We start from the raw sequence: 22,533 nt of genomic DNA on the forward strand, positions 1-22,533 counted from the left end.
CAGTAGGGTCCGGCCATGGTCAGTGTCGATCAGCTCACACCCGCCGCCCCGCCGGACGTCGACCGTCGGCTCGCCAGCCGGGCGCACCGGACGGTCGAGCCGCTGCACTCCCACACCTACTTCGCCCCCGAGCTCGACGAGCACCTGACGGCAGCCGGGCTCCGACCGGGCCGGATGACCTACTTCGCCGGCCGGGCCGCCCCGATGGGCGCCGTCGGCCCGGGCGTGGTGACGGCGACGTTCTACAACTTCCACCCCGGCCTCGTCGCCCGGCACGTGCCGCGCTGCTGGACGCTGGCCACCCCCGAGGCGGTCGCCGCGGCCCGGTTCGACTCCGCCCGGGCGTCGCTGACGAGGCTGCTGGGCGACACCGCCACCGATGACGTCGTCGAGCTCGGTGACCTGCTGGCCGAGGCGTGCACGGTGCTGGCCCCCGAGGCCCGCCCGCTCTACGCCGGGCACGCCGACCTCGCGTGGCCGACCGACCCGGTCACCCGGCTCTGGCACGCCGTCACCCTGGTGCGCGAGCACCGCGGCGACGGGCACCTCATGGCGCTGCAGCAGCACGGTCTCTCCGGGCTCGAGGCGCTCATCACGCACACCGCGACCGGACGGGGGTTCACCGTGCAGGCAGCCCAGAAGACCCGAGGGTGGTCCGAGCAGGAGTGGGCGGAGGGCTGGCAACGGCTCGCCGACCGCGGGCTGGTCGACGACGCCGGGCTCACCGACGAGGGCGAGGCCCAGCGCCGGGCCGTGGAGGACCTCACCGACGACCTGTCGCTGGCGCCCTTCACGCACCTGGGCACCGAGCGCACCGAGCGGGTGGTGGACCTGGCCCGTCCGATGGCCCGCACCCTGGCCGCCCACGGCGCCTACCCCGCCGGCGTCCTCGCGGGGGCCCGGTCGTGAGCGCCCACGAGCACGAGGCCACCGGCCCGGCCCGGCTGCCCTTCCCCGAGGTCGGTGCGGACGACGCGGCGATCGCCGAGCGGATGGCCGCCCGCCGTGGTGGCGAGCTGTCCGCGCTGGACAAGCTGCTGCTGCACAGCCCGCCGGTCGCCGACGGCTGGAACGAGCTGCTCGGCGCGCTGCGGCACCGCTCCTCGCTGGGCGCGGACCTGCGCGAGCTGGCCATCCTGCGGGTCGCGGTGCTCAACAACGCCGCCTTCGAGTGGGTCGCGCACAAGGCCGCCGCGCGCCGGGCCGGCATCACCGAGGAGCAGATCGACGCCCTCTACGAGCAGGACCCCTCCGCGCACTTCGACGCCCGGCAGAACCTGGTCCTGGAGCTGACCGATGCCTCGACCTGGGGCATCGAGGTCCCCGAGCTGCTCTTCGAGCAGGTCCGGGCCACCTTCAGCGAGCGGGAGATCGTCGAGCTGATGGTGACCATCGGCGGCTACGCGATGGTCAGCCGGTTCCTCGTCGCCCTGCAGGTGCCCCCGCCGGAGGGCGAGGTCGCCGGCTGACCGGCGGGTGCGGGGTGCGCCCGGGCAGCCGGACGGCGACCAGCGGCAGGAACAGCTGGACCAGCGGCCCGATGGCCACCGCGTAGAGCACCGTGCCGATGCCGACCGTGCCGCCCAGCAGCACGCCGACGCCCAGCACGGTGAGCTCGATCAGCGTGCGGACCAGGCGGACGCTGCGCCCGGTGCGGGCGACCAGGCCGGTCATCAGCCCGTCCCGCGGACCGGCGCCGAACGAGCTGGCCAGGTAGGTCGCGCCGGCCAGCCCGTTCGCGACCACCCCGCCCAGCAGCAGCGCGATCCGGACCGGCAGGGAGTCCACCGGCGGCAGCAGCCAGAGCCCGGCGTCGACCGCGACCCCGATGACCACCACGTTGCTGACCGTGCCGAGCCCCGGCCACTGGCGCAGCGGGATCCACAGCAGCAGCACCAGGGCGCCGACCACGATGGTCACCGTGCCGAACGACCAGCCCAGCTGCTCGCCGAGACCCTGGTGCAGCACGTCCCACGGGTCCAGGCCCAGGCCGGCCTCGATCACCATCGCCATCGAGAAGCCGTAGAGGGCGAGGCCGAGGTAGAGCTGGGTGAGCCGGCGGGGGAGCCGGCCGGCGCGCAGCTGCTCGCGGGGGGTCAGCGAGGGGAGAGCGGTGGGCACCGGCCCAGCCTGACGCAGTCCACCGTCGTCCCGGGCAGTCCACTGCGGCCGGTGGACCGCAGGCCACCGACCCACCCCGGGGGTGTGGTGTTCACCTCCCCGACCGGGACCGGTCGTGCGGCGGGTCGCCCCGGCGTGTCACGATGGTCGGCGGTCCACCCGGGCCCGACGACGATGCTCCAGGACAGGGAGGTGGCCGCGATGCGCAGCAGCGAGCCCCCCAGTCACAGTCCCGAGGTCCCCGCCGCCTGATGCGCGACGGGGCCTCTGCCGACGTCCCTCGTCCGCACCACCCCGGGAGTCCGCCGTGACCGACCGTCGCCGCACCCAGCTCACCGCGCCCCTGACCGCGCTGAGCACCCTCACCCGCCGTCCCCGCCCGGGCGGTGCCGCGCCCGCGCCGGCACCCCGTCTCGAGCTGCCCGGACGGGCGTCCAAGCTGATCGACAACGCCGTCTACGAGAACGGCCGGCGGATCGCCACCCCGGAGTCCCCGGCCGAGAGCCGGGAGTGGCTCACCGACGGGTTCGCCGAGGACCGGTTGGCCTGGCTGGGCCTCTACCGCCCCGAGCCGCACGAGCTGGGGGATCTCGCCGAGCAGTACGACCTGCCCGAGCTGGCCGTCGAGGACGCGATCCACGCCCACCAGCGGCCGAAGTTCGAGCGCTACGGGGACACGCTGTTCGTCGTCCTCAAGGCCGCCCGGTACCTCGACGCCCGTGAGGAGGTCGAGTTCGGCGAGCTGCACCTGTTCCTCGGCCGGGACTTCGCGATCACCGTCCGGCACTCGGAGTCCCCGGACCTCGCCCGGGTGCGCCGCCGGTTGGAGAGCGACCCGGAGCTGCTGGGCAAGGGCAGCGAGGCGGTCCTCTACGCGATCCTCGACGCCGTGGTCGACGGGTACGCCCCGGTCGTCGAGGGCCTGGACAAGGACATCGACGAGATCGAGCTCGAGGTGTTCGGTGGGGACCCGCGGGTGTCCCGGCGCATCTACGAGCTCTCCCAGGAGGTTCTCGACGTCTCCCGGGCGACCGCGCCGCTGGCCGGGATCTGCGCCGCCATCGCCGCCGGCTTCGAGAAGTACGGCGTCGACGAGGACCTGCGGGCCTACCTGCGCGACGTCGCCGACCACGTCGCCGGGATCAACGAGCGGGTGGAGGGCTTCCGGCTCCAGCTGCGCGACATCCTCACCGTGAACGCGACCCTGGTCGCGCAGCGGCAGAACGAGGAGATGAAGACGCTCTCGGAGACCTCGATCGCCCAGGGCGAGGAGGTCAAGAAGATCTCGGCCTGGGCGGCCATCCTCTTCGCCCCGTCGCTGGTCGGAGGCGTGTACGGGATGAACTTCGAGCACATGCCCGAGCTGGGCTGGGTGTTCGGCTACCCGTTCGCGTTGGCCCTCATGTTCGGGGTCAGCTTCACCCTCTACGTGATCTTCAAGCGCCGCGACTGGATCTAAGGAAGGACCCCGTCGCCCCCCAGCACTCGCAAGCTCGCACCGGGCCCCTGCGACGGGGCCGACAGGGCTATGCTGGATCTACAACTGCACAGGGGGTGATTGGTCTCGACTTCGGTCGTGGCATCAGGGGAAGCGGGCCGAGGAAGGCAACGATGAGCTCGTTAACCACGCGTTGCAAAACACACAAGCGCCGACTCCAGTCAGCGCGACTTCGCACTCGCTGCCTAAGCAGCCAGTGTGAGTCTGTCAGCCCGGGTTCTGCCATCGGCCCGGATCCTGGCATCAGCTAGATGGCTCCACCGTGCGGATCGGCCGCGGATCTGCACGGGACACCACACAGCGGCTGGGCCTGTCGTCCTGACTTGTTCGTGTGATCAGGAAGGCCAAGCAGGGACAGAGCGGACTGCGCTCGGAGAAGCCCTGGTGATGCGTCGAAGGACGCGGGTTCGATTCCCGCCACCTCCACCATCAGCACCACCCAGCCACCACCCCTGGCAGGACAGCGCCCGCACGGTCACCGACCGTGCGGGCGCTGTCGCGTCTACAGCTCGGTGCGCAGGACGGCGGCCGCCTGCGCGAGGGCACGCATCTTGCCGGCCGCGGCGGCACGGGGCAGGTACTTCAGCCCGCAGTCGCTGGACAGCAGCAGCTCGTCCACGTCCACGTGGTCCAGCGCCCGGCGCACCCGGTCGGCGATCACCTCGGGGGTCTCCACCTCCGGCGTGGACAGGTCGAGCACGCCGAGGGCGATGCCCTTGCCGCGCAGCGGGGCGAGGGTGGCCGGGTCCAGGTGCGACTGCGCGGTCTCCACGGAGATCGCGTCGGCCGGGACGTCGGCCAGCTCGGGCAGGAACGAGTAGCCCTCGGGGCGCTCGGCGACCATGGCGGCGTAGCCGAAGCACAGGTGCACGTGGGTGGTGCCGGCCGCGCCGGCCAGCGCCCGGTCGAGCACCTCGACCCCGTAGCGCTTGGCGACCTCGGGCCGGGCCTGCAGCCAGGGCTCGTCGAGCTGCACGATGTCGGCGCCGGCGGCGAACAGGTCGGCGATCTCCTCCCGGACGACGTCGGCGTAGGCCAGCGCCAGCAGCCGGTCGTCGCCGTAGAAGTCGTCCTGCGCCTGCTGGGCCATGGTGAACGGGCCCGGCACGGTGATCTTGACGGCCCGGTCGGTGTGCTCGCGGAGGAACCGGACGTCCTCGACCTGCACGGGCGAGGGACGGCGCAGCTCGCCGGTCACCCGGGGCACGTGCACGTCCAGGCCCGACCGGTTGCGCACCGTGCCGGGGTGGTCCAGGTCCAGCCCTGCGAGCGCGGTGGCGAAGTGGTTGGAGTAGGACTCGCGGCGGATCTCGCCGTCCCCGATCACGTCCAGCCCGGCCGCCTCCTGGGCGCGGATGGTGACCAGGGTGGCGTCGTCCTGGGCCTCCAGCAGGTGGTCGGCGGGGATGCGCCACAGCTCGGCGGCCCGCACCCGGGGCGGGAACTGGTGACCCAGCCGGTCGCGGTCGATCAGCCAGTCCGGCTGGGGCAGGCTGCCGACGACGGTCGTGGGCAGCGGGGGCAGCGTCGGGGGCATGGGGCGATCCTGCCGCAGACCGCGCGACCGGGGGTGGTCAGCGGGGGGTGGAGACGGGAGGGTGAGCCCCGTCACCCCGACTGCTCGACGAGGAGCTGCTCGTGATCGAGAACGCGTTCTACACACCCGAGGCCCAGGGGGCCTACCAGCTGCACTCGCTGGGCAGCTTCGCGCTGGAGGAGGGCGGGGGCATCCCCGACCTGCAGCTGGCCTACGCCACGTACGGCGAGCTGAACGCCGCCAAGGACAACGCGATCCTGATCCCGACGTGGTTCAGCGGTACGCACGCGACCTGGGAGCAGGTCTACATCGGTCCCGGCCGGGCCCTGGACCCCACCCGGTGGTTCATCGTCGTGGTCAACCAGATCGGCAACGGGCTGTCGACCTCCCCGCACAACACCGACGACGCGTCGATCGCGATGGCCGCCTTCCCGAAGGTGCGGATCGGGGACGACGTCCGGGCCCAGCAGCAGCTGGCCGCCGAGCTGTTCGGCATCGAGCGGTGGGCGCTGGTCGTCGGCGGGTCGATGGGTGCCCAGCAGACCTGGGAGTGGGCGGTCCGCTTCCCCGAGCAGGTCGCCCGGGCGGCCCCGATCGCCGGCACCGCGCAGAACACCCCGCACGACTTCCTCTTCACCCGGGCTCTCCTGGACGCGATCACCTCCGACCCGGGGTGGGCCGGGGGTGCCTACCGGTCGAACACGGAGGTGGCCGACGGGCTGCGCCGGCACGCCGACATCTGGGCGATCATGGGCCTGTCGACCGAGTTCTGGCGCTCGGGGTTCTGGAGGGGCATCGAGCTGCCCGACGTCACGTGGGACACCTTCGAGGAGTTCCAGGAGCGCTTCGTCCAGGCCGTCTTCGGCGCGATGGACCCCAATTCGCTGCTGGTGCAGGGCTGGAAGTGGCAGCGCGGCGACGTCGCCCGCAACACCGGCGGAGACCTGGCCGCGGCGCTGGGCCGGGTCACCGCGACGACCTTCGTGATGCCGATCGACGAGGACATGTTCTTCCCGCCGCGGGACTGTGCCGCCGAGCAGGCCCTCACCCCGAACAGCGAGCTGCGGGTGCTGCCCAGCATCGCCGGGCACTTCGGGCTGTTCGGGTTCGAGAAGACCTACCTGGACGCCGTCGACACGAACCTGTCCGAGCTGCTGGCCCGGCCGGCCTGAACTCGCTGGACCACGGCGGCGGGGTCGGGCACGGTCGGGGGATGCCCCGCGAACAGCTCGTCCCCGTCGCCCCCGGCGTCGACCTCTGGGTCGAGGAGCGGGGGGATCCCGACGCCCCCGCCGTCCTGCTGGTCATGGGTGCTGCCTCGTCTGGTCTGCTGTGGCCCCCGGAGCTGGTCACCGCCCTCGCCCGTGAGCACCGCGTCGTCGTCTACGACCACCGGGACACCGGCCGCTCGACCGGGGGGAGCACCTACGCCCTGCGCGACCTGGCCACCGACGCGGTGGCCGTCCTGGACGCGCTCGGGATCGAGCGGGCGCACGTCGTCGGCATGTCGCTGGGCGGGATGCTGGTCCAGCTGCTGCTGCTCGACCACCCCGACCGGCTGCGCAGCGCCACGTTGATCTGCACCGGCGCTCTCGGGGGCGCGCCGGGGGAGGAGTCGGCCGGGCCGTCGGCGGAGCTGCTCGCGTTCTGGGCCACGATGGCCGAGCCCCGCGACGACGACGCCGAGCTGGCCTGGCGGGTCGAGCACTGGCGGCTGCTCAACGGCACCGGCACCCCGTTCGACCCTGCCGAGTGGGCGCGCACCGAGCAACGGGCAGCCGCGCATGCCGGTGGGTTCCGGTCCGCGCTGCCGCACGCCACCGCTGACCAGTCCGGCCTGGAGCGGGGCGCCGAGCTGGCCTCGGTCGTCGTCCCGAGGCTGGTGGTGGAGGCGCCGGCCGACCCGGCCTACCCGCCGCCGGCCGCGGGGCACCTGGCCGCGGCCCTCGGGCCGGCCGCACGGCTGGTCACCGTGCCGGGCATGGGCCACGCGCTGGCCGGGGCGGTGCTGCCGGAGTTCCTCGCCGTGCTGACCGACCACCTGTCACGTTCCGGGCGCGCCGCACGTCAGCACGGTGAGGACGCCACCGACCACGAGGAGCACCGACCGTGAAGACCATGACCTGCCGCCAGCTGGGCGGCCCCTGCGACACCGCGCACCGCGGCGAGAGCGCCGACGACGTGATCAACGCGCAGGACCAGCACCTCAAGGACGCCGAGAAGGCCGGGGACGCCGCCCACCAGCCGGCCCGGGACGACATGAAGAGCCGTTGGCGGCACCCGAAGAAGGCGATGGGTTGGTACCGGGGCGCGAAGCAGACCTTCGCCGAGCTGCCTGCGGACTGAGGGCCTCAGAGACCGCCGGACCGCGCCCAGAGCCGGGGGAGGTGCTCGGCGAACCAGGCCCGGTCCTCCTCCGGGAACTCCTCGCCGGTCGGGTCGGCGAACAGCGAGACGCCGTCGGCGGGCACGCTGGTCCCGCGGGCGGTGAGCACCTCGTCGGCGACGTAGCCGAGGTCCTCGGCGTGCTCGAACTCCTCGTCGGTCCAGCTCAGCCCGGCCAGAGCGTCGGGCTCGGCGAGCACGGCGTCGACGGCGGCGCGGCCCTGGTGCACCAGCCAGAAGCGGAAGTCCAGGAACGAGTCGTCGCTCATCCCGCCGTGTGCCAGGTAGCCCGCCGCCCAGACGCCCCAGTCGTTGGCCCGGGCGACCTGGGCGCGCAGCAGGGCGCGGAAGGCGACCACCTCGTCGTCGGGCAGGCCCTCCAGCGCGGCGCGCACCCGGTCGGGGGTGGGCCCGGCGGTCTCGACCAGCTCCCAGAACGCGTCCTCGGTCACCGGGTCACCGTAGGACCTCCGAACTCCTGGGTCGGCGGGCGCCCGGCCGGCGTGACCCGGGGCAGCTCGCTGGTCAGCAGCCGCACCGGGCGGCGCCGGCCGGGGCGCCGCGCGGCCAGGAAGTCCAGCGCGATGGCCGCCGTCCAGGACTGGTCCCGCGAGCCCAGCTGCTCGCCGGTGAGCGGCTCGTAGTACTCGGCGAAGTCGCAGTCCACCAGCTGCGCGAGCCCCGCCAGCCGCAGCGAGTTCGCGGCCTCCTGCTCCCCGGACCGGTTCAGCGCCCAGGCCATCAGCCAGTTGAGCACCGGCCACTGCGGCCCACGCCAGTAGGTGCGCTCCCGGAAGTGCGGGGACGCCGGGGACACCGAGGGGACGACGGGCCAGCGCAGCCGGGAGTGCCCGCACCAGCGGGGGCCCAGCAGCAGGTCGCGCTGGCGGCGGATCAGCGCGTCGTCCCCACCGCACAGCAGCGGCGCGAACCCGGCCGCGGAGTCGACGTCGAGGTACGTCCCGGTGCGCAGGTCCAGGTCGCGGGCCAGGTCGGTGGCCGGGTCGACCGAGCGGAGCACCCCGGTGCGGAACCGGCGGGCGATCGCGCGGGACTCCTCGACCCCCTCGACGATGCCCAGCTCGGTGCCGATGTCGGCCAGCAGGTCGCTGGCGGCGGCGAGCAGCGCGCTGACCAGCACGTCGCCGACGACGAAGTCCCCGGTCGCCCGGTAGGCGGCGTCGTCGTAGCGGGCCCGGACCTTCTGCTCCAGCAGCCACAGGTAGCGGGCGTACTCGGCGTCCGAGGGGCGCTGCGACGGGTCGGACACGTGGGCCAGGTCCCGGCGGACGAACGGCGGCATCCCCGGGCCCGGGTGCACGTGGGAGTAGGGCTCGTCCCAGCGCGGGGAGTCGTCCATCCCGGACTCCCAGCCGTGGTGGATCTCCACCAGCCCGTGCGCGTAGGGGTCGCGGGCGGTGGCCAGGTAGCGGTGCCAGGCCAGCCACTGCGGGAAGGTCTCGACCACGAACTGCTCGGCCAGCTCCTGGTCCGGACCCCCGCGGCGCCGGGCGTCGTGCAGGATCCGGGACAGCGCGATGACGTGGATCGGCGGCTGGGTGATGCCCGAGGTGAGCACCCCGGCCGGGCGGGCCGCGGCGACCTGGGTGCGCCAGCGGTCCGGGTCGGGGAAGTAGTCGCTGGGGGAGTGGAACAGGATGTGCGGGAGCATCCCGGTGGCCCACTGACCCGAGAGCAGCGTGCGCAGCTCGGTCAGCGCCCGCGGCACCGAGACCGTCGCGATGCCCAGCGCCACGAAGCCGGCATCCCAGCTCCACATGTGCGGGTAGAGCGTGGGTGAGGCGACGGTGAAGTCCCCGCGGTCGTTGCCCTTGAGCACGTAGCCGGCACGCCCGGCCATCAGCGCGACGTCGTTCGGGGTGGGCTGCGAGACCGTCATCGTGCTCCTCAGCGGTGGCCGAGTGCCGATCCTCGCCCGCGGCCGGGCCCTGACCAACCCGGGGTGGGTGCGAGCCGGGTCACGTGTCCCGGCGGCGACCTGCTCGTTGGGACGTCCGTGAGGGTCACCGGGGTCGTGCGCGCGGTGCGCCGCGTCGCCCCGGCCGACCGGGTCGTCGTCCCGGTCATCGTGCTGCTGGTCGTGGTGGCGAACCTGGTCGGCGCCGGCGTGGTGACCCTGCTGCTGCTCGGGGTGACCACCTCGGACTCCACCACCGCCCGGTTGGTCACCGCGGTCAGCGGCGCCGGCTACCTGCTGCTCGCCGTCCCGGTGGGCACGGTCTGGGGGCTGCGGCGCCAGCGGCGCACCAACGCCTGGTTGTGGTCCGGCCGTGAGCCCATCCCCGAGGAGGCGCTGATCGCGCTGCGGCTGCCCGCCGACGTGGCCCGGATCGTCGCGGTGGTCTGGGCGGTCGGGGCGGTGGGCATCGGCGTGGTCGCGGCGTCGGTCTACCCGCAGCCCCTCGTCGGGCTGCGCACCGGGCTGTCGGTCGTCCTCGGCGGGGTGGTGACCGCGGGCGTCACCCACCTGCTGGTCGCCCGGGCCGGCCGGCACGTGACCGCCCGGGCCCTGGCCGCGCACCCGCCGGAGGTGCCGCGGACGCTGTCGGTGCGCCGACGCCTGCTGCTCACCTGGGGCCTGACCAGCGGGGTCCCCATGGTCGGGTTGGTGCTGCTGGTCCTGGACCCCACCGGGACGGGCACGCCGGGACGGTTCACCGCGCTGTTCCTGCCCGGGGTGAGCCTGGTCGTCGGGCTGTTGGCCACCCTGCTGGTCGCCCGCTCGGTGGGCACCCCGCTGGTGGTGCTGCGGCGGGCCGTCCAGCGGGTGGGGGAGGGGGAGACCGACGTCCGGGTGCAGGTCGACGACGCCGGCGAGATCGGGTTGCTGCAGACCGGGGTGAACTCGATGGCCGCCGGACTGGCCGAGCGGGAGCGGATGCGCGACCTGTTCGGCCGGCACGTCGGGGCCGACGTCGCGGCCCGGGCGTTGGAGAACGGCGTCGAGCTGGGCGGGGAGACCCGCACCGTGGCCGCGCTGTTCGTCGACGTCTCGGGCTCCACCACGCTGGCCGAGCAGGTCGGCCCGCAGGAGATGGTCGGCCTGCTCAACCGGTTCTTCGCCGTCGTCGTGGACGCGGTGTCCGCCGAAGGGGGCTTGGTCAACAAGTTCGAGGGCGACGCCGCGCTGTGCGTCTTCGGCGCCCCGGCGGCACTGCTCGACGCGGCCGGCTCGGCCCTGCGGGCGGCCCGGGCGGTCTGCGCGGCCGTGGCCGAGGCGGGGGAGGTCGACGTCGGCGTCGGGGTGGCCTGGGGCGACGTCGTCGCCGGTCAGGTCGGGGCGGCCAGCCGGCTGGAGTACACCGTCATCGGCGACGCGGTGAACACCGCGGCCCGGCTCACCGAGCTGGCCAAGGACCACCCGGGCCGGGTCGTCGCCTCCGACGCCGCGCTGGCGGCCGCGGACCCCGCCGAGCGGCGCTGGTGGTCCCGCGGCGAGGACGTCGTCCTGCGCGGGCGCTCCGAGCCGACGAGGACCTGGGTGGCCGCCTGACTCAGGCGTGCGAGCGGACGACGACGAGCACGTCCTCGCTCTGCAGGGTGCCGATCTGGGGGTCGTCGAAGCGCAGCGTGCGCCCGCCCCGGGTCACCGACAGCACCACGTCGCGCAGCTGACGGGCGCCCATGCCCACCTCGGAGGAGGACACGGTGCGCTGGGTGAGGTCCAGGCCGTGCCCGGAGGTGAGCAGGTCCTCGACCACGGCGACGACCCGCGGGCTGTCGGTGGCCAGGCCGAGCAGTCGGCCCGAGGTGGAGGAGGAGGTGATCACCGAGTCGGCGCCGGACTGGCGCAGCAGGCTGGCGTTCTCCTCCTCGCGCACGCTGGCGGTGATCGGCACGCTGGGGTTGAGCTGGCGCACGGTGAGGGTGATGAGGACGGCGGTGTCGTCCCGGTTGGCCGCGACGATGACCGCGCGGGCCTTCTCGATCGACGTCCGCTTGAGCACGTCGGCCCGGGTGGCGTCCCCGACGATGCCGGTCAGCCCGATCGAGTTGGCCTCCTCGATCATCGCCGGGCTGGGGTCGACGACCACGATGTGGTCCGGCGCGGTGCCGGTGGAGACCAGGGCGCGGATCGCGCTGCGGCCCTTGGTGCCGTAACCGCACACGATGACGTGCTGACGCACCGAGGACCTCCAACGGCGGACCCGGAACTCCTCGCGGGAGCGCGCGGTGAGCGCCTCCAGCGTGGTCCCGATGAGGATGAGCAGGAACAGCACGCGCAGCGGCGTGATGATGAGGATGTTGACCAGCCGGGCGCCCGGGGTGACCGGGGTGATGTCGCCGTAGCCGGTGGTCGAGAGGCTCACCGTGGCGTAGTACGTGGCGTCGAGCAGGGAGAGCTCGCCGCCGTTGTTGTCCCGGTAGCCGTCCCGGTCGAAGTACACGAGCAGCACGGTGGCCACCAGCACCACCGTGGCGATGACCACGCGCTTGCCGACCTGGCGGAACGGGGACTGCTCGGTGTGCGCCAGCTGCACGCCACCGTGGTCGTTCATCACCGACGCCGCCCCGTTGCCACGGCGAGGACGGTAGTGGGCCCCGGGCCCGTCGGTGCGCGGGGCACACCCCTCCGGGTCACCCGACCCGGGACCTCTCCAGGTCGCTGAGCTGGCGCTTGAGCACCTTGCCCGCGGCCGAGACCGGGATCGCGTCGGTGAACACGACGTCGCGCAGCCGCTTGTACGGCGTCACCCGGTCGTTGACCGCGGCCATCACCGACGCCGCGGTCAGTCCTGCCCCGGCGTCGTCGGCCCGGCGGACGACGTAGGCGACCGGCAGCTCCCCGGCAGCGTCGTCCGGACGGCCGACGACGGCGGCACCGGCGACCCCGGGGACGGCGTGCAGCAGCTCCTCGAGCTCGCGGGGGAAGACGTTGTAGCCCTTGTGGATCAGCATGTCCTTCGTCCGGTCGACCACCGCCAGGTAGCCGTCGGCGTCGAGCACCCCGACGTCCCCGGTGCGGAACCAGCCCTCGGCGTCGATCGCCCCGTCGGGCCTGCCGGCGTAGCCGCGCATCACCTGCGGCCCGCGCAGGTGGATCTCCCCGCGCTCCCCGGTCGGGACCGGGGCGCCGTCCTCCAGCGAGCGGATCTGCACCTCGGTGTCGAAGACCGGCAGCCCCACGGTGCCCGGCTTGCGCACCCCGGACCGGCTCACCGGGTTGCCGGTGGCCTGCATGGTGACCTCGGTCAGCCCGTACCCCTCGCCGATGACGACGTCGGGCAGCAGTGCCTGCAGCCGCTCGATCAGCGGCACCGGCAACGGGGCGGCCCCGCTGGACAGCCCCCGCACCGACGACAGGTCGGCCTCGCCGATGCCCGGCACCTGCAGCAGTGCGGCGAAGACCGGCGGTGCGCCGCCGATCGAGGTGACCCGGTGGGCGACGGCGTCGGCGACGTAGGCGACCGGGTCGAAGCGCTCGTGGATGACGACGCTGGCCCCGGTGAGCACCTGGCCGTTGAGGTAGCCGATCACCCCCATCGCGTGGAACCACGGCGTCAGGTTGATCGAGCACGCGGTGCCCAGCCGGGTGGGGAACTCCTCGGCGCCGACGACCTGCTCGAGGGTCACGTCGCCCTCGTCGTCCCGGGCGGGGACCGAGCCGGAGGACCAGCACGCCGACTGCAGCACGTTGGTGACCACCTGGGCGTGCGGCAGCTCCACGCCCTTGCTGACCCCGGTGGTGCCGCCGGTGTAGGCCAGGTGCGCGAGGTCGGCGACCGGGTCGACGCCGGCGTCGCGGTGGGCGTCGGTGGGGTCGGCGCGCAGCAGCTCGGCCAGGCTGACTGGCCGGTCGGTGCGGCCGAGGTCGGGGAGCTCGACCGCCGCGTCGGGGTCGGCGACCTGCTGCGGGCCGGTGACCACCACGGTGGCCACGGCGGTGTCGGGCAGCGCGGCGCGCACCGCGGGCAGGCACGGCTCCCAGGTGACCAGCACCCGCGCCCGGGCGTCGGCCAGCTGGTGGGCGAGCTCGGCCGGGGGCAGCAGCGGGTTGGTGGGGGAGAACGTCGCGCCGGCCAGCAGCACCCCGTAGTAGACCGCCGGGTACTGCAGGCAGTTGGGCAGGTGCACCGCGACGACGTCGCCGCGGCCCACGCCCCGCTCGGCCAGCCCGGCCGCGACCGCGTGCGCCCGGCGACCCAGCTCGGCGTAGCTCAGCGCCACGCCGTGCTGGGTGAACGCCGTCCGGTCGCCCCAGCGGCGCACGGCGGCGCGCAGCACCGACCCCACCGGGGCCAGCGGGTAGTCCAGGCTGCGCGGCAGTCCTGCGGGCCAGTGGTCGGTGGTGCTCTCCGGTGCCGCGGTCATGGACCCCAGCGTGGCCCGCGTCACACCAGCTGTCGAGCGGTGGACGGCGGGTGAGGATGGGCCGATGAGCAACGGGCGCACGGCACTGGTCCTCGGCGGCGGCGGCATCACCGGGATCGCGTGGGAGATCGGCGTGGTCACCGGGTTGGCCGACGCCGGGGTCGACCTGCGGACCGCCGACCTCGTCGTCGGCACCTCGGCGGGGTCGGTGGTGGGCACCCAGCTGCGCAGCGCCCTCGACGTGCACGAGCTGTTCGACCAGCAGCTGGCACCCCCCGTGGAGACCGGGCCGCCGGCGGCGATGGGCCGTGGGCTGGTGCTGCGCTTCGGCCTGGCCGTGCTGCGCCACCGCAAGCACGAGCAGGCCTTCCGTGCCCAGGTGGGCCGGCTGGCGCTGCAGGCCGAGGCCGCCGGGAAGACCCCCACCGAGCAGCAGCGCCGCGACGTGATCACCGCCCGGCTGCCGTCGGTGTCCTGGCCGGACCGCCCGCTCACCCTCACCGCCGTGGATGCCGAGACCGGCGCCTTCGAGACCTTCACCCGCGACTCCGGGGTCGACCTGGTGTCCGCGGTCGCGGCCAGCTGCGCCGTCCCGGGCGTCTACCCGCCGGTGACCATCGGCGTGCGGCGCTTCGTCGACGGCGGGATGCGCTCGGTGGCCAACGTCGACCTGGCCACCGGCTACGACCGGATCGTCGTGCTCGCCCCGATCACCCGGGGCATCGGCCCGATGACCAGCGTGGACGCCCAGGTCACCGGGCTGGTCTCCCGGGTCGCGGTGGTCAGCCCGGACGCCGGGTCGAGGGCCGCGATCGGCAAGAACGTGCTGGACCCGGCCGCCCGCGCGGCCTCGGCGCGGGCCGGCCGGGCCCAGGCCGCAGCCGAGGTCGACCGGGTCCGCGAGGCCTGGACGGGCTGAGGACCCACCCCCCGATCGGGTGAGGTCACGTGCACCGAGCGTGACCACTCGCGGACACGGGTGTGGCGACTCGCTGTCGGTGTCCACCGGTGGTGGGACTGGGGTTGGCCGAGCGGCACATGTGGTGTCACGTTCCGTGTCCGCGGGGACGCCATGTCCCCGCTGTGCCCCCGCGAGGGGCTGAGGACGGGACGGGGTTCGTGCGGGTCGACGTGGTGCGTGCAGTGACGGCAGTGGTGCTGACAGCGGGAGTGCTGGTCGGGGGTGCAGGAGCGGCCTGGGCGACCGGTGTCGAGGCCTCTCCGGCGGCGGAGGTGACGACGGCTGACCCGGGACCGGCGACCGGCGGTGCACCGGACGAGCTGCCGGGCACCTCGGCGCCCGCGTCCTCCAGCGAGTCCTCTGCGCCGTCGACGTCGGCCGCCCCGACGACCGAGGCCCCGACGTCCGAGGCTCCGACGACCTCCGCTCCCGAGACCTCTGCTCCCGAGACCTCTGCTCCCGGGACCTCTGCTCCCGAGACCTCTGCTCCGGAGACCACCGCACCGACCGGGACCACGCCCCCTGCGCCGCCGTCGGGGACCCCGGGGCCCACGGACGGGGCCGAGCCCTCGACCGGTCTCCCGTCGACGGGCGGGACCACGGCCACCGCGTCCCGAGGGTGCCTCGGTGAGACGGCCGTCGTCGTCACGGTCCCCGGCCTGGAGGTCGGCACCCCGGTCACCGTGCTCGTCGAGGGCCTCGAGCCCGTGGCCGCCGAGGTCCTGCCCGACGGCCGGATCGTGGTGCAGACCGTGGGGCTGCTCGACGACGCGACGAGCGTCGCGATCACCGTCCGGGTGGAGGACCTCGTGTTCACGACCTCCGCGACGGTCGCCGACGTGTGCACGGCCACCGGCACGATCACCGTCTCCCGGGACTGCCTGACGCCCGACCTCGTGACCGCGACCGTCGACGTCACCGGACTGCAGGACCGCGTGTACGGGGTCGCCGTGATCGGGTCCTCGGCCTCCGGGCAGGACGTGCTCCTCGCCAGCGCCGACGTGCGTCCCGTCGCCGGCCGCCTGACCGGCACGCTCCCGCTGGTCAGCGCCACCGGCACGGTCCCGCTGGAGGCCGTCTCCGGGCTCTCCCTCGTCGTCGACGGGGTGACCTACGCGTCGGTCGCCGGAGACCTCGTCGAGCTGGGCAGCTGTGTCCCGGTGACGCCGCTCCCCGTCGCCCCGGTCCCGGCCGCACCGGCCCCGGTCGTGCCGACGACCGGTGGCTCGACGCCCGCCCCGCACCCCGTCACCCGCCCGGCGGCGACCGGCACCGCTCCGGCGTCGACGACCGTGACGGCCCGCCCGACGACGCTGGCGACCACCGGCGACGAGGTCGGCAGCCTCGCTCTCCTGGGTGGCCTGGTGCTCGCCCTGGGTGTCGGCGCGACCGTCGCCGCCCGCCGTCCGGCGGCTCGCTGACCGGTCGGGTCGCGGGCCCCACGGCCCGCGGCCCGGCCCGGAGCGGAGCGGCCCCGCCCTCCGGTAGCACTCCTGGCACCCCGGGCGGATGATCACGTGGTTGAGAGTTGCAACGAACCACCCGGGGGAGAAAGCACCATGAGCGAGACCCAGTCCTCGGCGGCCGCATCGGCCACCCACCGGCGGGCGGTGACCAAGGCCGCGGCGCTGACCGCGGTCGGCGGCATCCTGTTCGGCTACGACACCGGCGTCATCGGCGGCGTCCTGCCGAACATCAGCGACGACTTCACCCTCGACACCCCGTTCCTGCAGGGGACGGTCGTGTCGATCCTGCTCGTCGGTGCCGCGGTCGGAGCGCTGATCGCCGGACGGGTGGCCGACACCCTCGGCCGGCGCCGGGCGATCATCGTGACGTCGGTCGTCTTCGTGGTCGCGCTCCTGCTGTCGATCGTCGCGCCCTCGTTCTGGGTGCTCCTGCTCTCCCGGTTCCTGATCGGTGTGGGCGTGGGGTCGGCGTCCTTCGTCGTCCCGGTCTACATCGGGGAGATCGCCCCGCCCGAGCGCCGGGGCGCCCTGGTCAGCCTCAACCAGCTGTCGGTGACCATGGGCATCCTGGTCAGCCAGCTGGTCGCCTACTTCCTGGCCGGCAGCGGCGACTGGCGGATCAGCGTGGGCCTGGCGCTGGCCCCGGCCGTCGTCCTGGGCCTGGGCATGATCCGCGAGCCGGAGAGCCCCGCCTGGCTGGTCCGCCAGGGCCGGGACGACGAGGCCCGGACGGTGCTGCGCACGCTGCGCGACTCCGAGGAGGCCATCGAGGCCGAGATCGACGAGATCCGCGGCACCGCCACCGAGGAGGAGAAGGGCGCCAAGCGCTCCTTGCTGGCCCCCAAGCTCCGCCCGGCGATGATCCTGGGGATCACGCTGGCCGTCGTCCAGCAGATCACCGGCGTGAACACCGTCATCTACTTCGCCCCCACCGTGCTGGAGAACGCCGGCCTGGGCGCGCAGGCCGCGCTGCTCGCGCTGCTCGTCGTCGGGCTCACCAACGTGGTCATGACGATCGTGGCGATCAAGGTCATCGACCGGGTCGGCCGCCGGGCGTTGCTGATCTGGGGCATGAGCGGCATGACCCTGGGCCTGATCGGGCTCGCCGTCGCGTTCCTCTTCGATATCAACGGCGCCGGGGCCATCGCCACCACGCTGGTGCTGGCGTTCTACGTCGGCTCGTTCGCGGTCAGCCTGGGCCCGGTGGTCTGGTTGCTGATCAGCGAGATCTTCCCGCTGGCGGTGCGGGGGCGGGCGTCCTCGGTGGCCACGATGGCCAACTGGATCGCCAACTTCGTGGTCGCGGTCAGCTACCTGTCGATCATCTCCGCGATCGGGGAGACCGCGACGTTCGGCGCCTACGCCGTCGTCACGGTGCTCTCGCTGGTCTACGTGGTGAAGGCGGTGCCGGAGACCAAGAACCGGAGCCTGTCCGACATCGAGCGCGAGCTGTCGCCGTCGTCCTAGCGGTCAGGGTTGACCGTCAGCCCGCGACCTGGCACACATGTCGCCATGGCTGACACGGTGCTCACCGAGGTGTCCGACGGCGTCGGGGTCCTCACCCTCAACCGCCCCGAGGCGAAGAACGCGGTCGACCTCGCGACCACGGAGGCGCTCGCCGCGGCGGTGGACGACTTCGACGCGCGGGACGACGTCACGGTCATGGTGCTCACCGGCGCCGGCGGGGTGTTCTGCGCCGGGATGGACCTCAAGGCCTTCGCCCGCGGCGAGCGGCCCTCGCTGCCCGGGCGCGGGTTCGCCGGGCTCACCGAGGCCCCGCCGGCCAAGCCGTTGATCGCCGCCGTCGAGGGCTGGGCGCTGGCCGGCGGGTTCGAGCTCGTGCTGGCCTGCGACCTGGTGGTGGCCTCCCGCGAGGCGCGCTTCGGCATCCCCGAGGTGAAGCGCTCCCTGGTCGCGGCCGGCGGCGGGGTGCTCCGGCTGCCCAAGACTTTGCCCTACCAGCGGGCGATGGAGCTGGCGCTGACGGGTGACCCGATGGGCGCCGAGGAGGCGCACCGGTTCGGCCTGGTCAACGCCCTCACCGAGCCCGGCGGCGCGCTCGCCGGCGCCCGCGAGCTCGCCGCCCGCATCGCCGTCAACGGGCCGCTGGCGATCAAGGCCACCAAGAGCCTGGTCGCCGGGGCCGTCCGCTGGACCGACCGGGAGCTCCTGGACCACCAGGCCACCGTGACCGAGTCGGTGTTCTCCTCCGCCGACGCCCGCGAGGGTGCCGTCGCCTTCGCCGAGAAGCGCCCCCCGGTCTGGCGCGGCGTCTGAACGTCGTCGAGTGACAGCTGAGGGGGCGCACCACCCGCTCCGGTGCCCCTTCAGCTGTCACTCAGTGCGGCAGCGATGCGAGCGATGAGCTCGGCCGGACGGAGCAGGTCGGCGGCGGTCACGAAGAGCACCCGCCAGCCTGCTGCCTGCAACGCCTCGATGCGCCGACGGTCCGCGGCCACCTGACGGGTGTGCCACGCGCCCTCGTACTCCAGAGCGAGCCGACGTCCCGGCCACGCGAAGTCCGTCCGGGCCACGAAGCAGCCGCCGATCCGTACCTCGTGCTGCGCGACGGGCCAAGGGAGCCCGGAGAACCGGATGACGAGCCGCAGCCTGGTCTCCTGAGGTGATCCGGCCAGTCCGTCAGCGAGGTCCAGGGCCGCCCGAGCCCCTCGGCACCCGCGGCCGGTCGTCACCGCCACCCCGGACCGCTGGGTCACCGATGCGCGCGGCAGGGTGCGGCGGCGGACCCGGACGGCCGGGCAGTCCGCCCGGGGGGCACCGGGGCGGACGGTGAGCTCGACTGGGTCGGTGGGCCCGGCGAGGTCGTGCAGCCCCCAGAGGACCCCGGCGCTGGCACCGGACACCACGGCGTGCGGGAGGAGCAGCCCGGCCGCAGCACGGACGAGGAGCTCGTGGTCGACCACCGCACCGGCCGCAACGTGGATCCCGGGGAGGATCCGCCGCCATCGGGGCCCGCGCAGGTCGTCGACGGTCAGGAGTCCACCGTCGACCGCCGTCCGACCCCGGAACGGCTGGTCGCCGAACGGGTGCGCTCGACGGGCCGGGGTCACCGGGGCAGCGTCCCCGAAGCGGGCCCGCCCGGGAGACCGCCTGTGGACAGGCCGCCGAGTGACTGCTGAGGGGGTGCGCGACGAGCGCCTGCGCCCGCTCAGCTGTCACTCGGTGCTCAGACCGCCGGGTGGGCGACCAGGGAGCCGGCGGAGTGCTCCTGGCGGAGCTGGGTCTTGAGCACCTTGCCGCTGGGGTTGCGGGGGAGGGCGCCGACGACGGAGAACTCGCGGGGGCACTTGTAGCCGGCCAGCCGCTCGCGGCACCAGGCGGTCAGCTCGGCCGGGGTGGGGGGAGCGGAGGGGTCGCGCGGGGCGACGACGGCCAGCGGCGCCTCGCCCCAGCGGGTGTCGGGCACCCCGATGAGCGCGACCTCGGCGACGCCGGGGTGTGCGGCGAGCACGTCCTCGACCTCGGCGCAGTAGACGTTCTCCCCGCCGGAGATGATCATGTCCTTCACCCGGTCGACGACGAAGAAGTAGCCGTCCTCGTCCTGCCGCACCAGGTCGCCCGAGTGGAACCAGCCGCCGGCGAAGGCCTCCGCGGTCTCTGCGGGCTTGCCCCAGTACTCGCGCATGACCATCGGCGAGCGGTAGACGATCTCGCCGACCTCCCCGCGCGGGACGTCGACCATCGCCTCGTCCACGACCCGCACCTCCACGTTGAGGATCGGGGTGCCGACGGAGCCGATCTTGCGCAGCGCGTCCTCCCCGCGGAGCAGGCAGGTCACCGGGGAGCACTCGGTCTGGCCGAACGCGGTGACCATCTCGGCCTGGGGGAAGGCCGCCAGCATCGCGCGCAGCAGCGTCGTCGACGCCGGGGCCGCACCCCACGAGATCCGCCGCAGCCGGGAGAGGTCGCGCCCGGCGAGGTCCGGGACGGCGACGACCGCCTGCCAGGCCGCCGGGACGAAGAAGCAGGAGGTGACCTGCTCGGCCACCATCTCGTCCAGCGTCGCCGCCGGGTCGAAGGCGCCGGACCGGGTGATCACGAACGTGCCGCCGATGAGCAGGTTCGGCAGCATCCCGGCCACCGCGGCGATGTGGAAGAGCGGGGCCCCGTAGAGGGTCGTCCGGTCGTCGGGGGACCAGCCCAGGTGGGTCATGTGGCTGACGGCGTGCATCAGCAGGTTGCGGTGGGTGAGGACGGCGCCCTTGGGCTTGCCGGTGGTGCCCGAGGTGTACATCAGGAACGCGGGGTCGGCCTCCTCCACGACGGGGTCCACCGGGGTCGGGTCGGCCGCGGCCAGCGCCGCCTCGTACTCCGGACCGACGGTGAGCACCGAGGTGACCGCGGGTGCCCGGTCCCGGGCCTTCGCAGCGGTCTCGGCGGTCGCCGCGTCCACCACGAGCGCGACGGCACCGGAGTCGGCGAGCACGTAGGCCACCTCGTCGGCGACCAGCCGGAAGTTCACCGGGACGGCGATCGCCCCCAGCCGCACGGTCGCGAGGTACGTCTCCACCACCTCGAGCCCGTTGAGCGCGAGCACCGCGACCCGGTCGCCGTGCCCGACGCCGGCGGCGGTGAGCACGGCGGCCAGCCGGGTGACCCGCTCGTCCAGCTCGGCGTAGGTGCGACCGGTGCCGGCGAAGCGGAGGGCGACGGCGTCCGGGGTGGACCGGGCGTGCCGGGCGACCTGGTCGGAGATCGTCATCCCGCGCCAGCTCTGGGTGGTGGTCATCGCGGTGGGCTCCCTGCTGCACGGCGGGCGGGTGACGTGGGCCATGCTGTCGGCAGCGTTGTAGACGGTCAACCCTGACTGTCGCCGATCGAGGAGGAGAGCTCGTGGACGTCACCGATGCCGTCGCCGTCGTCACCGGAGGGGCCTCGGGTCTCGGCCTGGCCACCGCGAAGCGGCTGCGCGCCGCCGGCGCGCAGGTCGTGCTGCTGGACCTGCCCGGCTCGGCCGGGGAGCAGGTCGCCGGCGAGCTCGGCGCGCACTTCGCCGCCACCGACGTCACCGACACCGCCCAGGTCGAGGCGGCGCTGGACCAGGCCGTCGAGCTCGGTCCGCTGCGCGTGGTGGTCAACTGCGCCGGGATCGGCAACGCGGTGAAGACCGCGGGGAAGAAGGGCCCGTTCCCGCTGGAGGCCTTCCAGAAGGTCGTCGCGGTCAACCTGTTCGGCACGTTCAACGTCATCCGGCTGGGCGCCCAGCGGATGCTCGACGTGGACCTGCTCGGCGAGGAGCGCGGCGTCATCGTCAACACCGCCTCGGTGGCCGCGTTCGACGGCCAGATCGGGCAGGCGGCCTACTCCGCGTCCAAGGGCGGCATCGTCGGCATGACGCTGCCGATCGCCCGCGACCTGGCGCAGTACGCGATCCGGGTGGTCACCATCGCGCCCGGGCTGTTCAACACCCCGCTGCTGGCCGGGCTGCCCGAGGAGGCCAAGGCGTCCCTGGGTGCCCAGGTGCCGCACCCGGCCCGGCTCGGTGAGCCCGACGAGTTCGGCGCGCTGGCCGCGCACATCGTGGCCAACCCGATGCTCAACGGCGAGACGATCCGGCTCGACGGCGCGATCCGGATGGCCCCCCGCTAGGACTCCAGCAGCTCCCTGGCCAGCGACTGCCACATCGCCACGTGGGGGTCGGTGGCCGGGGGGCGGTCCTCGAAGGCGTAGGCGATGGCCACCCCGCGCATCGAGGTGAAGAGCAGCTCGGAGACCACCGCGTAGCGGGGCGACGACGTCACGGTCGGGCCCCAGATGCGGTCCCCGACCCCGCGGATCGCCGCCCGCAACCGGCGCTCCTGCGGGCGCAGTGCCGCCCGCAGGGTCGCGTCGGTGCGGGCGGCGTTCCACAGCTCCATGGCCGCCCAGAACGGCGGCTCGAAGAACGTCGCCCAGATCAGCTCCACGCACCGGTCGACCCGCTCGGCCGGGTCGGTGATGGCCGCACCCACCTCGACGGCGTGGTCGGCGGCCTCGGTCAGCATCGTCTCGGCCAGGTGCGAGGTGGCCGCGACCAGCAGCTCCTCCCGGGACGGGAAGTGGTGCAGCAGTCGGCCGCGGGACACCCCGGCCCGGGCCTGCACGGCCAGCGTCGAGGCCCCGGCGTAGCCGTCGGAGACCAGGCAGGCGACGGCGGCGTCGAGGATCAGCGCGCGGCTGTCGGCGCTGCGTTCGCTGCGGCTGCGGGTCTGCACCTCGCCAGCCTACGCAG

21 protein-coding genes and 1 other RNA gene are annotated in these 22,533 nt (G+C 74.0%); 13 read left to right on the forward strand and 9 right to left on the reverse strand.

Annotation, left to right across the window (positions count from 1 at the left end):
* Positions 1–15: 15 nt before the first annotated feature.
* Both F1C76_15645 and F1C76_15650 read left to right on the forward strand, forming a co-directional pair.
* Positions 16–909, forward strand: coding sequence for a hypothetical protein (locus F1C76_15645; protein QNG37825.1), 894 nt, complete (start codon positions 16–18; stop codon positions 907–909).
* Positions 910–992: 83 nt separating this feature from the next.
* Complete coding sequence (locus F1C76_15650) at positions 993–1,469, forward strand: carboxymuconolactone decarboxylase family protein (protein ID QNG39293.1); 477 nt, start codon at positions 993–995, stop codon at positions 1,467–1,469.
* On the opposite strand, the gene F1C76_15655 is transcribed toward F1C76_15650, so the two are convergent.
* Positions 1,411–2,082, reverse strand: a complete 672-nt coding sequence (locus F1C76_15655) for a hypothetical protein (protein QNG39294.1) — start codon at positions 2,080–2,082, stop codon at positions 1,411–1,413. The two genes, F1C76_15650 and F1C76_15655, sit on opposite strands and share 59 nt — an antisense overlap.
* A gap of 346 nt (positions 2,083–2,428) precedes the next feature.
* Here F1C76_15655 and F1C76_15660 point away from each other — a divergent pair, with 346 nt between their 5' ends.
* Positions 2,429–3,580, forward strand: a complete 1,152-nt coding sequence (locus F1C76_15660) for a magnesium and cobalt transport protein CorA (protein QNG37826.1) — start codon at positions 2,429–2,431, stop codon at positions 3,578–3,580.
* A 91-nt stretch (positions 3,581–3,671) separates the two neighbouring features.
* Positions 3,672–4,048, forward strand: a transfer-messenger RNA (tmRNA) gene (gene ssrA / locus F1C76_15665).
* Positions 4,049–4,121: 73 nt separating this feature from the next.
* Here ssrA and F1C76_15670 read toward each other — a convergent pair.
* A complete protein-coding gene (locus F1C76_15670) occupies positions 4,122–5,156 on the reverse strand; it encodes a 5-methyltetrahydropteroyltriglutamate--homocysteine methyltransferase (GenBank protein ID QNG37827.1) in 1,035 nt (344 codons plus the stop codon).
* Between the two features lie 101 nt (positions 5,157–5,257).
* Here F1C76_15670 and F1C76_15675 point away from each other — a divergent pair, with 101 nt between their 5' ends.
* From F1C76_15675 to F1C76_15685, 3 genes are read left to right on the forward strand one after another with little or no spacing between them, the layout of a single operon-like run.
* Positions 5,258–6,328, forward strand: coding sequence for an alpha/beta fold hydrolase (locus F1C76_15675; protein ID QNG37828.1), 1,071 nt, complete (start codon positions 5,258–5,260; stop codon positions 6,326–6,328).
* Between the two features lie 41 nt (positions 6,329–6,369).
* Positions 6,370–7,269 carry an alpha/beta hydrolase gene (locus F1C76_15680; protein QNG37829.1) on the forward strand — a complete coding sequence of 300 codons (900 nt, stop codon included), beginning with the start codon at positions 6,370–6,372 and terminating at the stop codon, positions 7,267–7,269.
* Complete coding sequence (locus F1C76_15685; GenBank protein QNG37830.1) at positions 7,266–7,502, forward strand: DUF1059 domain-containing protein; 237 nt, start codon at positions 7,266–7,268, stop codon at positions 7,500–7,502. Before F1C76_15680 ends, F1C76_15685 begins: the two co-directional genes overlap by 4 nt.
* A 5-nt stretch (positions 7,503–7,507) precedes the next feature.
* On the opposite strand, the gene F1C76_15690 is transcribed toward F1C76_15685, so the two are convergent.
* Positions 7,508–8,305, reverse strand: coding sequence for a DUF4240 domain-containing protein (locus tag F1C76_15690; protein ID QNG37831.1), 798 nt, complete (start codon positions 8,303–8,305; stop codon positions 7,508–7,510).
* Positions 7,990–9,441: a glycogen debranching protein gene (locus F1C76_15695; GenBank protein QNG37832.1), complete on the reverse strand. Its 1,452-nt coding sequence runs from the start codon at positions 9,439–9,441 to the stop codon at positions 7,990–7,992. Before F1C76_15695 ends, F1C76_15690 begins: the two co-directional genes overlap by 316 nt.
* 135 nt (positions 9,442–9,576) lie before the next feature.
* Between F1C76_15695 and F1C76_15700 the strand changes: the two genes are divergently transcribed.
* The gene (locus F1C76_15700; protein ID QNG39295.1) at positions 9,577–11,055 is read left to right on the forward strand and encodes an adenylate/guanylate cyclase domain-containing protein; all 1,479 of its coding nucleotides are present in this window, start codon (positions 9,577–9,579) and stop codon (positions 11,053–11,055) included.
* 1 nt (position 11,056) lies between these two features.
* Here the strand turns inward: F1C76_15700 and F1C76_15705 are convergent, their stop codons facing one another.
* Both F1C76_15705 and F1C76_15710 read right to left on the reverse strand, forming a co-directional pair.
* On the reverse strand, positions 11,057–12,061 hold the full coding sequence (locus F1C76_15705; GenBank protein ID QNG37833.1) for a potassium channel family protein: 1,005 nt from the start codon (positions 12,059–12,061) through the stop codon (positions 11,057–11,059).
* Between the two features lie 79 nt (positions 12,062–12,140).
* Positions 12,141–13,874, reverse strand: coding sequence for a long-chain fatty acid--CoA ligase (locus F1C76_15710; GenBank protein ID QNG37834.1), 1,734 nt, complete (start codon positions 13,872–13,874; stop codon positions 12,141–12,143).
* Positions 13,875–13,938: 64 nt separating this feature from the next.
* Here F1C76_15710 and F1C76_15715 point away from each other — a divergent pair, with 64 nt between their 5' ends.
* The 4 genes from F1C76_15715 (at position 13,939) to F1C76_15730 (ending at position 18,578) form a co-directional block, all read left to right on the forward strand.
* Positions 13,939–14,793, forward strand: coding sequence for a patatin-like phospholipase family protein (locus tag F1C76_15715; GenBank protein QNG37835.1), 855 nt, complete (start codon positions 13,939–13,941; stop codon positions 14,791–14,793).
* Between the two features lie 725 nt (positions 14,794–15,518).
* Complete coding sequence (locus tag F1C76_15720) at positions 15,519–16,256, forward strand: hypothetical protein (protein QNG37836.1); 738 nt, start codon at positions 15,519–15,521, stop codon at positions 16,254–16,256.
* Positions 16,257–16,394: 138 nt separating this feature from the next.
* Positions 16,395–17,768, forward strand: coding sequence for a sugar porter family MFS transporter (locus F1C76_15725; GenBank protein QNG37837.1), 1,374 nt, complete (start codon positions 16,395–16,397; stop codon positions 17,766–17,768).
* Positions 17,769–17,813: 45 nt separating this feature from the next.
* Entirely contained in the window at positions 17,814–18,578 is a 765-nt protein-coding gene (locus F1C76_15730; protein QNG37838.1) for a crotonase/enoyl-CoA hydratase family protein, read from the forward strand.
* Positions 18,579–18,628: 50 nt separating this feature from the next.
* Here F1C76_15730 and F1C76_15735 read toward each other — a convergent pair whose 3' ends face one another.
* Both F1C76_15735 and F1C76_15740 read right to left on the reverse strand, forming a co-directional pair.
* Positions 18,629–19,372 carry a DUF559 domain-containing protein gene (locus tag F1C76_15735; GenBank protein ID QNG37839.1) on the reverse strand — a complete coding sequence of 248 codons (744 nt, stop codon included), beginning with the start codon at positions 19,370–19,372 and terminating at the stop codon, positions 18,629–18,631.
* Between the two features lie 116 nt (positions 19,373–19,488).
* Complete coding sequence (locus tag F1C76_15740; protein ID QNG37840.1) at positions 19,489–21,051, reverse strand: long-chain-fatty-acid--CoA ligase; 1,563 nt, start codon at positions 21,049–21,051, stop codon at positions 19,489–19,491.
* 104 nt (positions 21,052–21,155) lie between these two features.
* Between F1C76_15740 and F1C76_15745 the strand changes: the two genes are divergently transcribed.
* Complete coding sequence (locus tag F1C76_15745) at positions 21,156–21,911, forward strand: 3-hydroxyacyl-CoA dehydrogenase (protein QNG37841.1); 756 nt, start codon at positions 21,156–21,158, stop codon at positions 21,909–21,911.
* Here the strand turns inward: F1C76_15745 and F1C76_15750 are convergent.
* Positions 21,908–22,516: a TetR/AcrR family transcriptional regulator gene (locus F1C76_15750; protein QNG37842.1), complete on the reverse strand. Its 609-nt coding sequence runs from the start codon at positions 22,514–22,516 to the stop codon at positions 21,908–21,910. The two genes, F1C76_15745 and F1C76_15750, sit on opposite strands and share 4 nt — an antisense overlap.
* Between the last annotated feature and the right edge of the window lie 17 nt (positions 22,517–22,533).

The organism is Geodermatophilaceae bacterium NBWT11 (assembly GCA_014218215.1).
In the GTDB taxonomy this organism is placed as follows: domain Bacteria; phylum Actinomycetota; class Actinomycetes; order Mycobacteriales; family Geodermatophilaceae; genus Klenkia.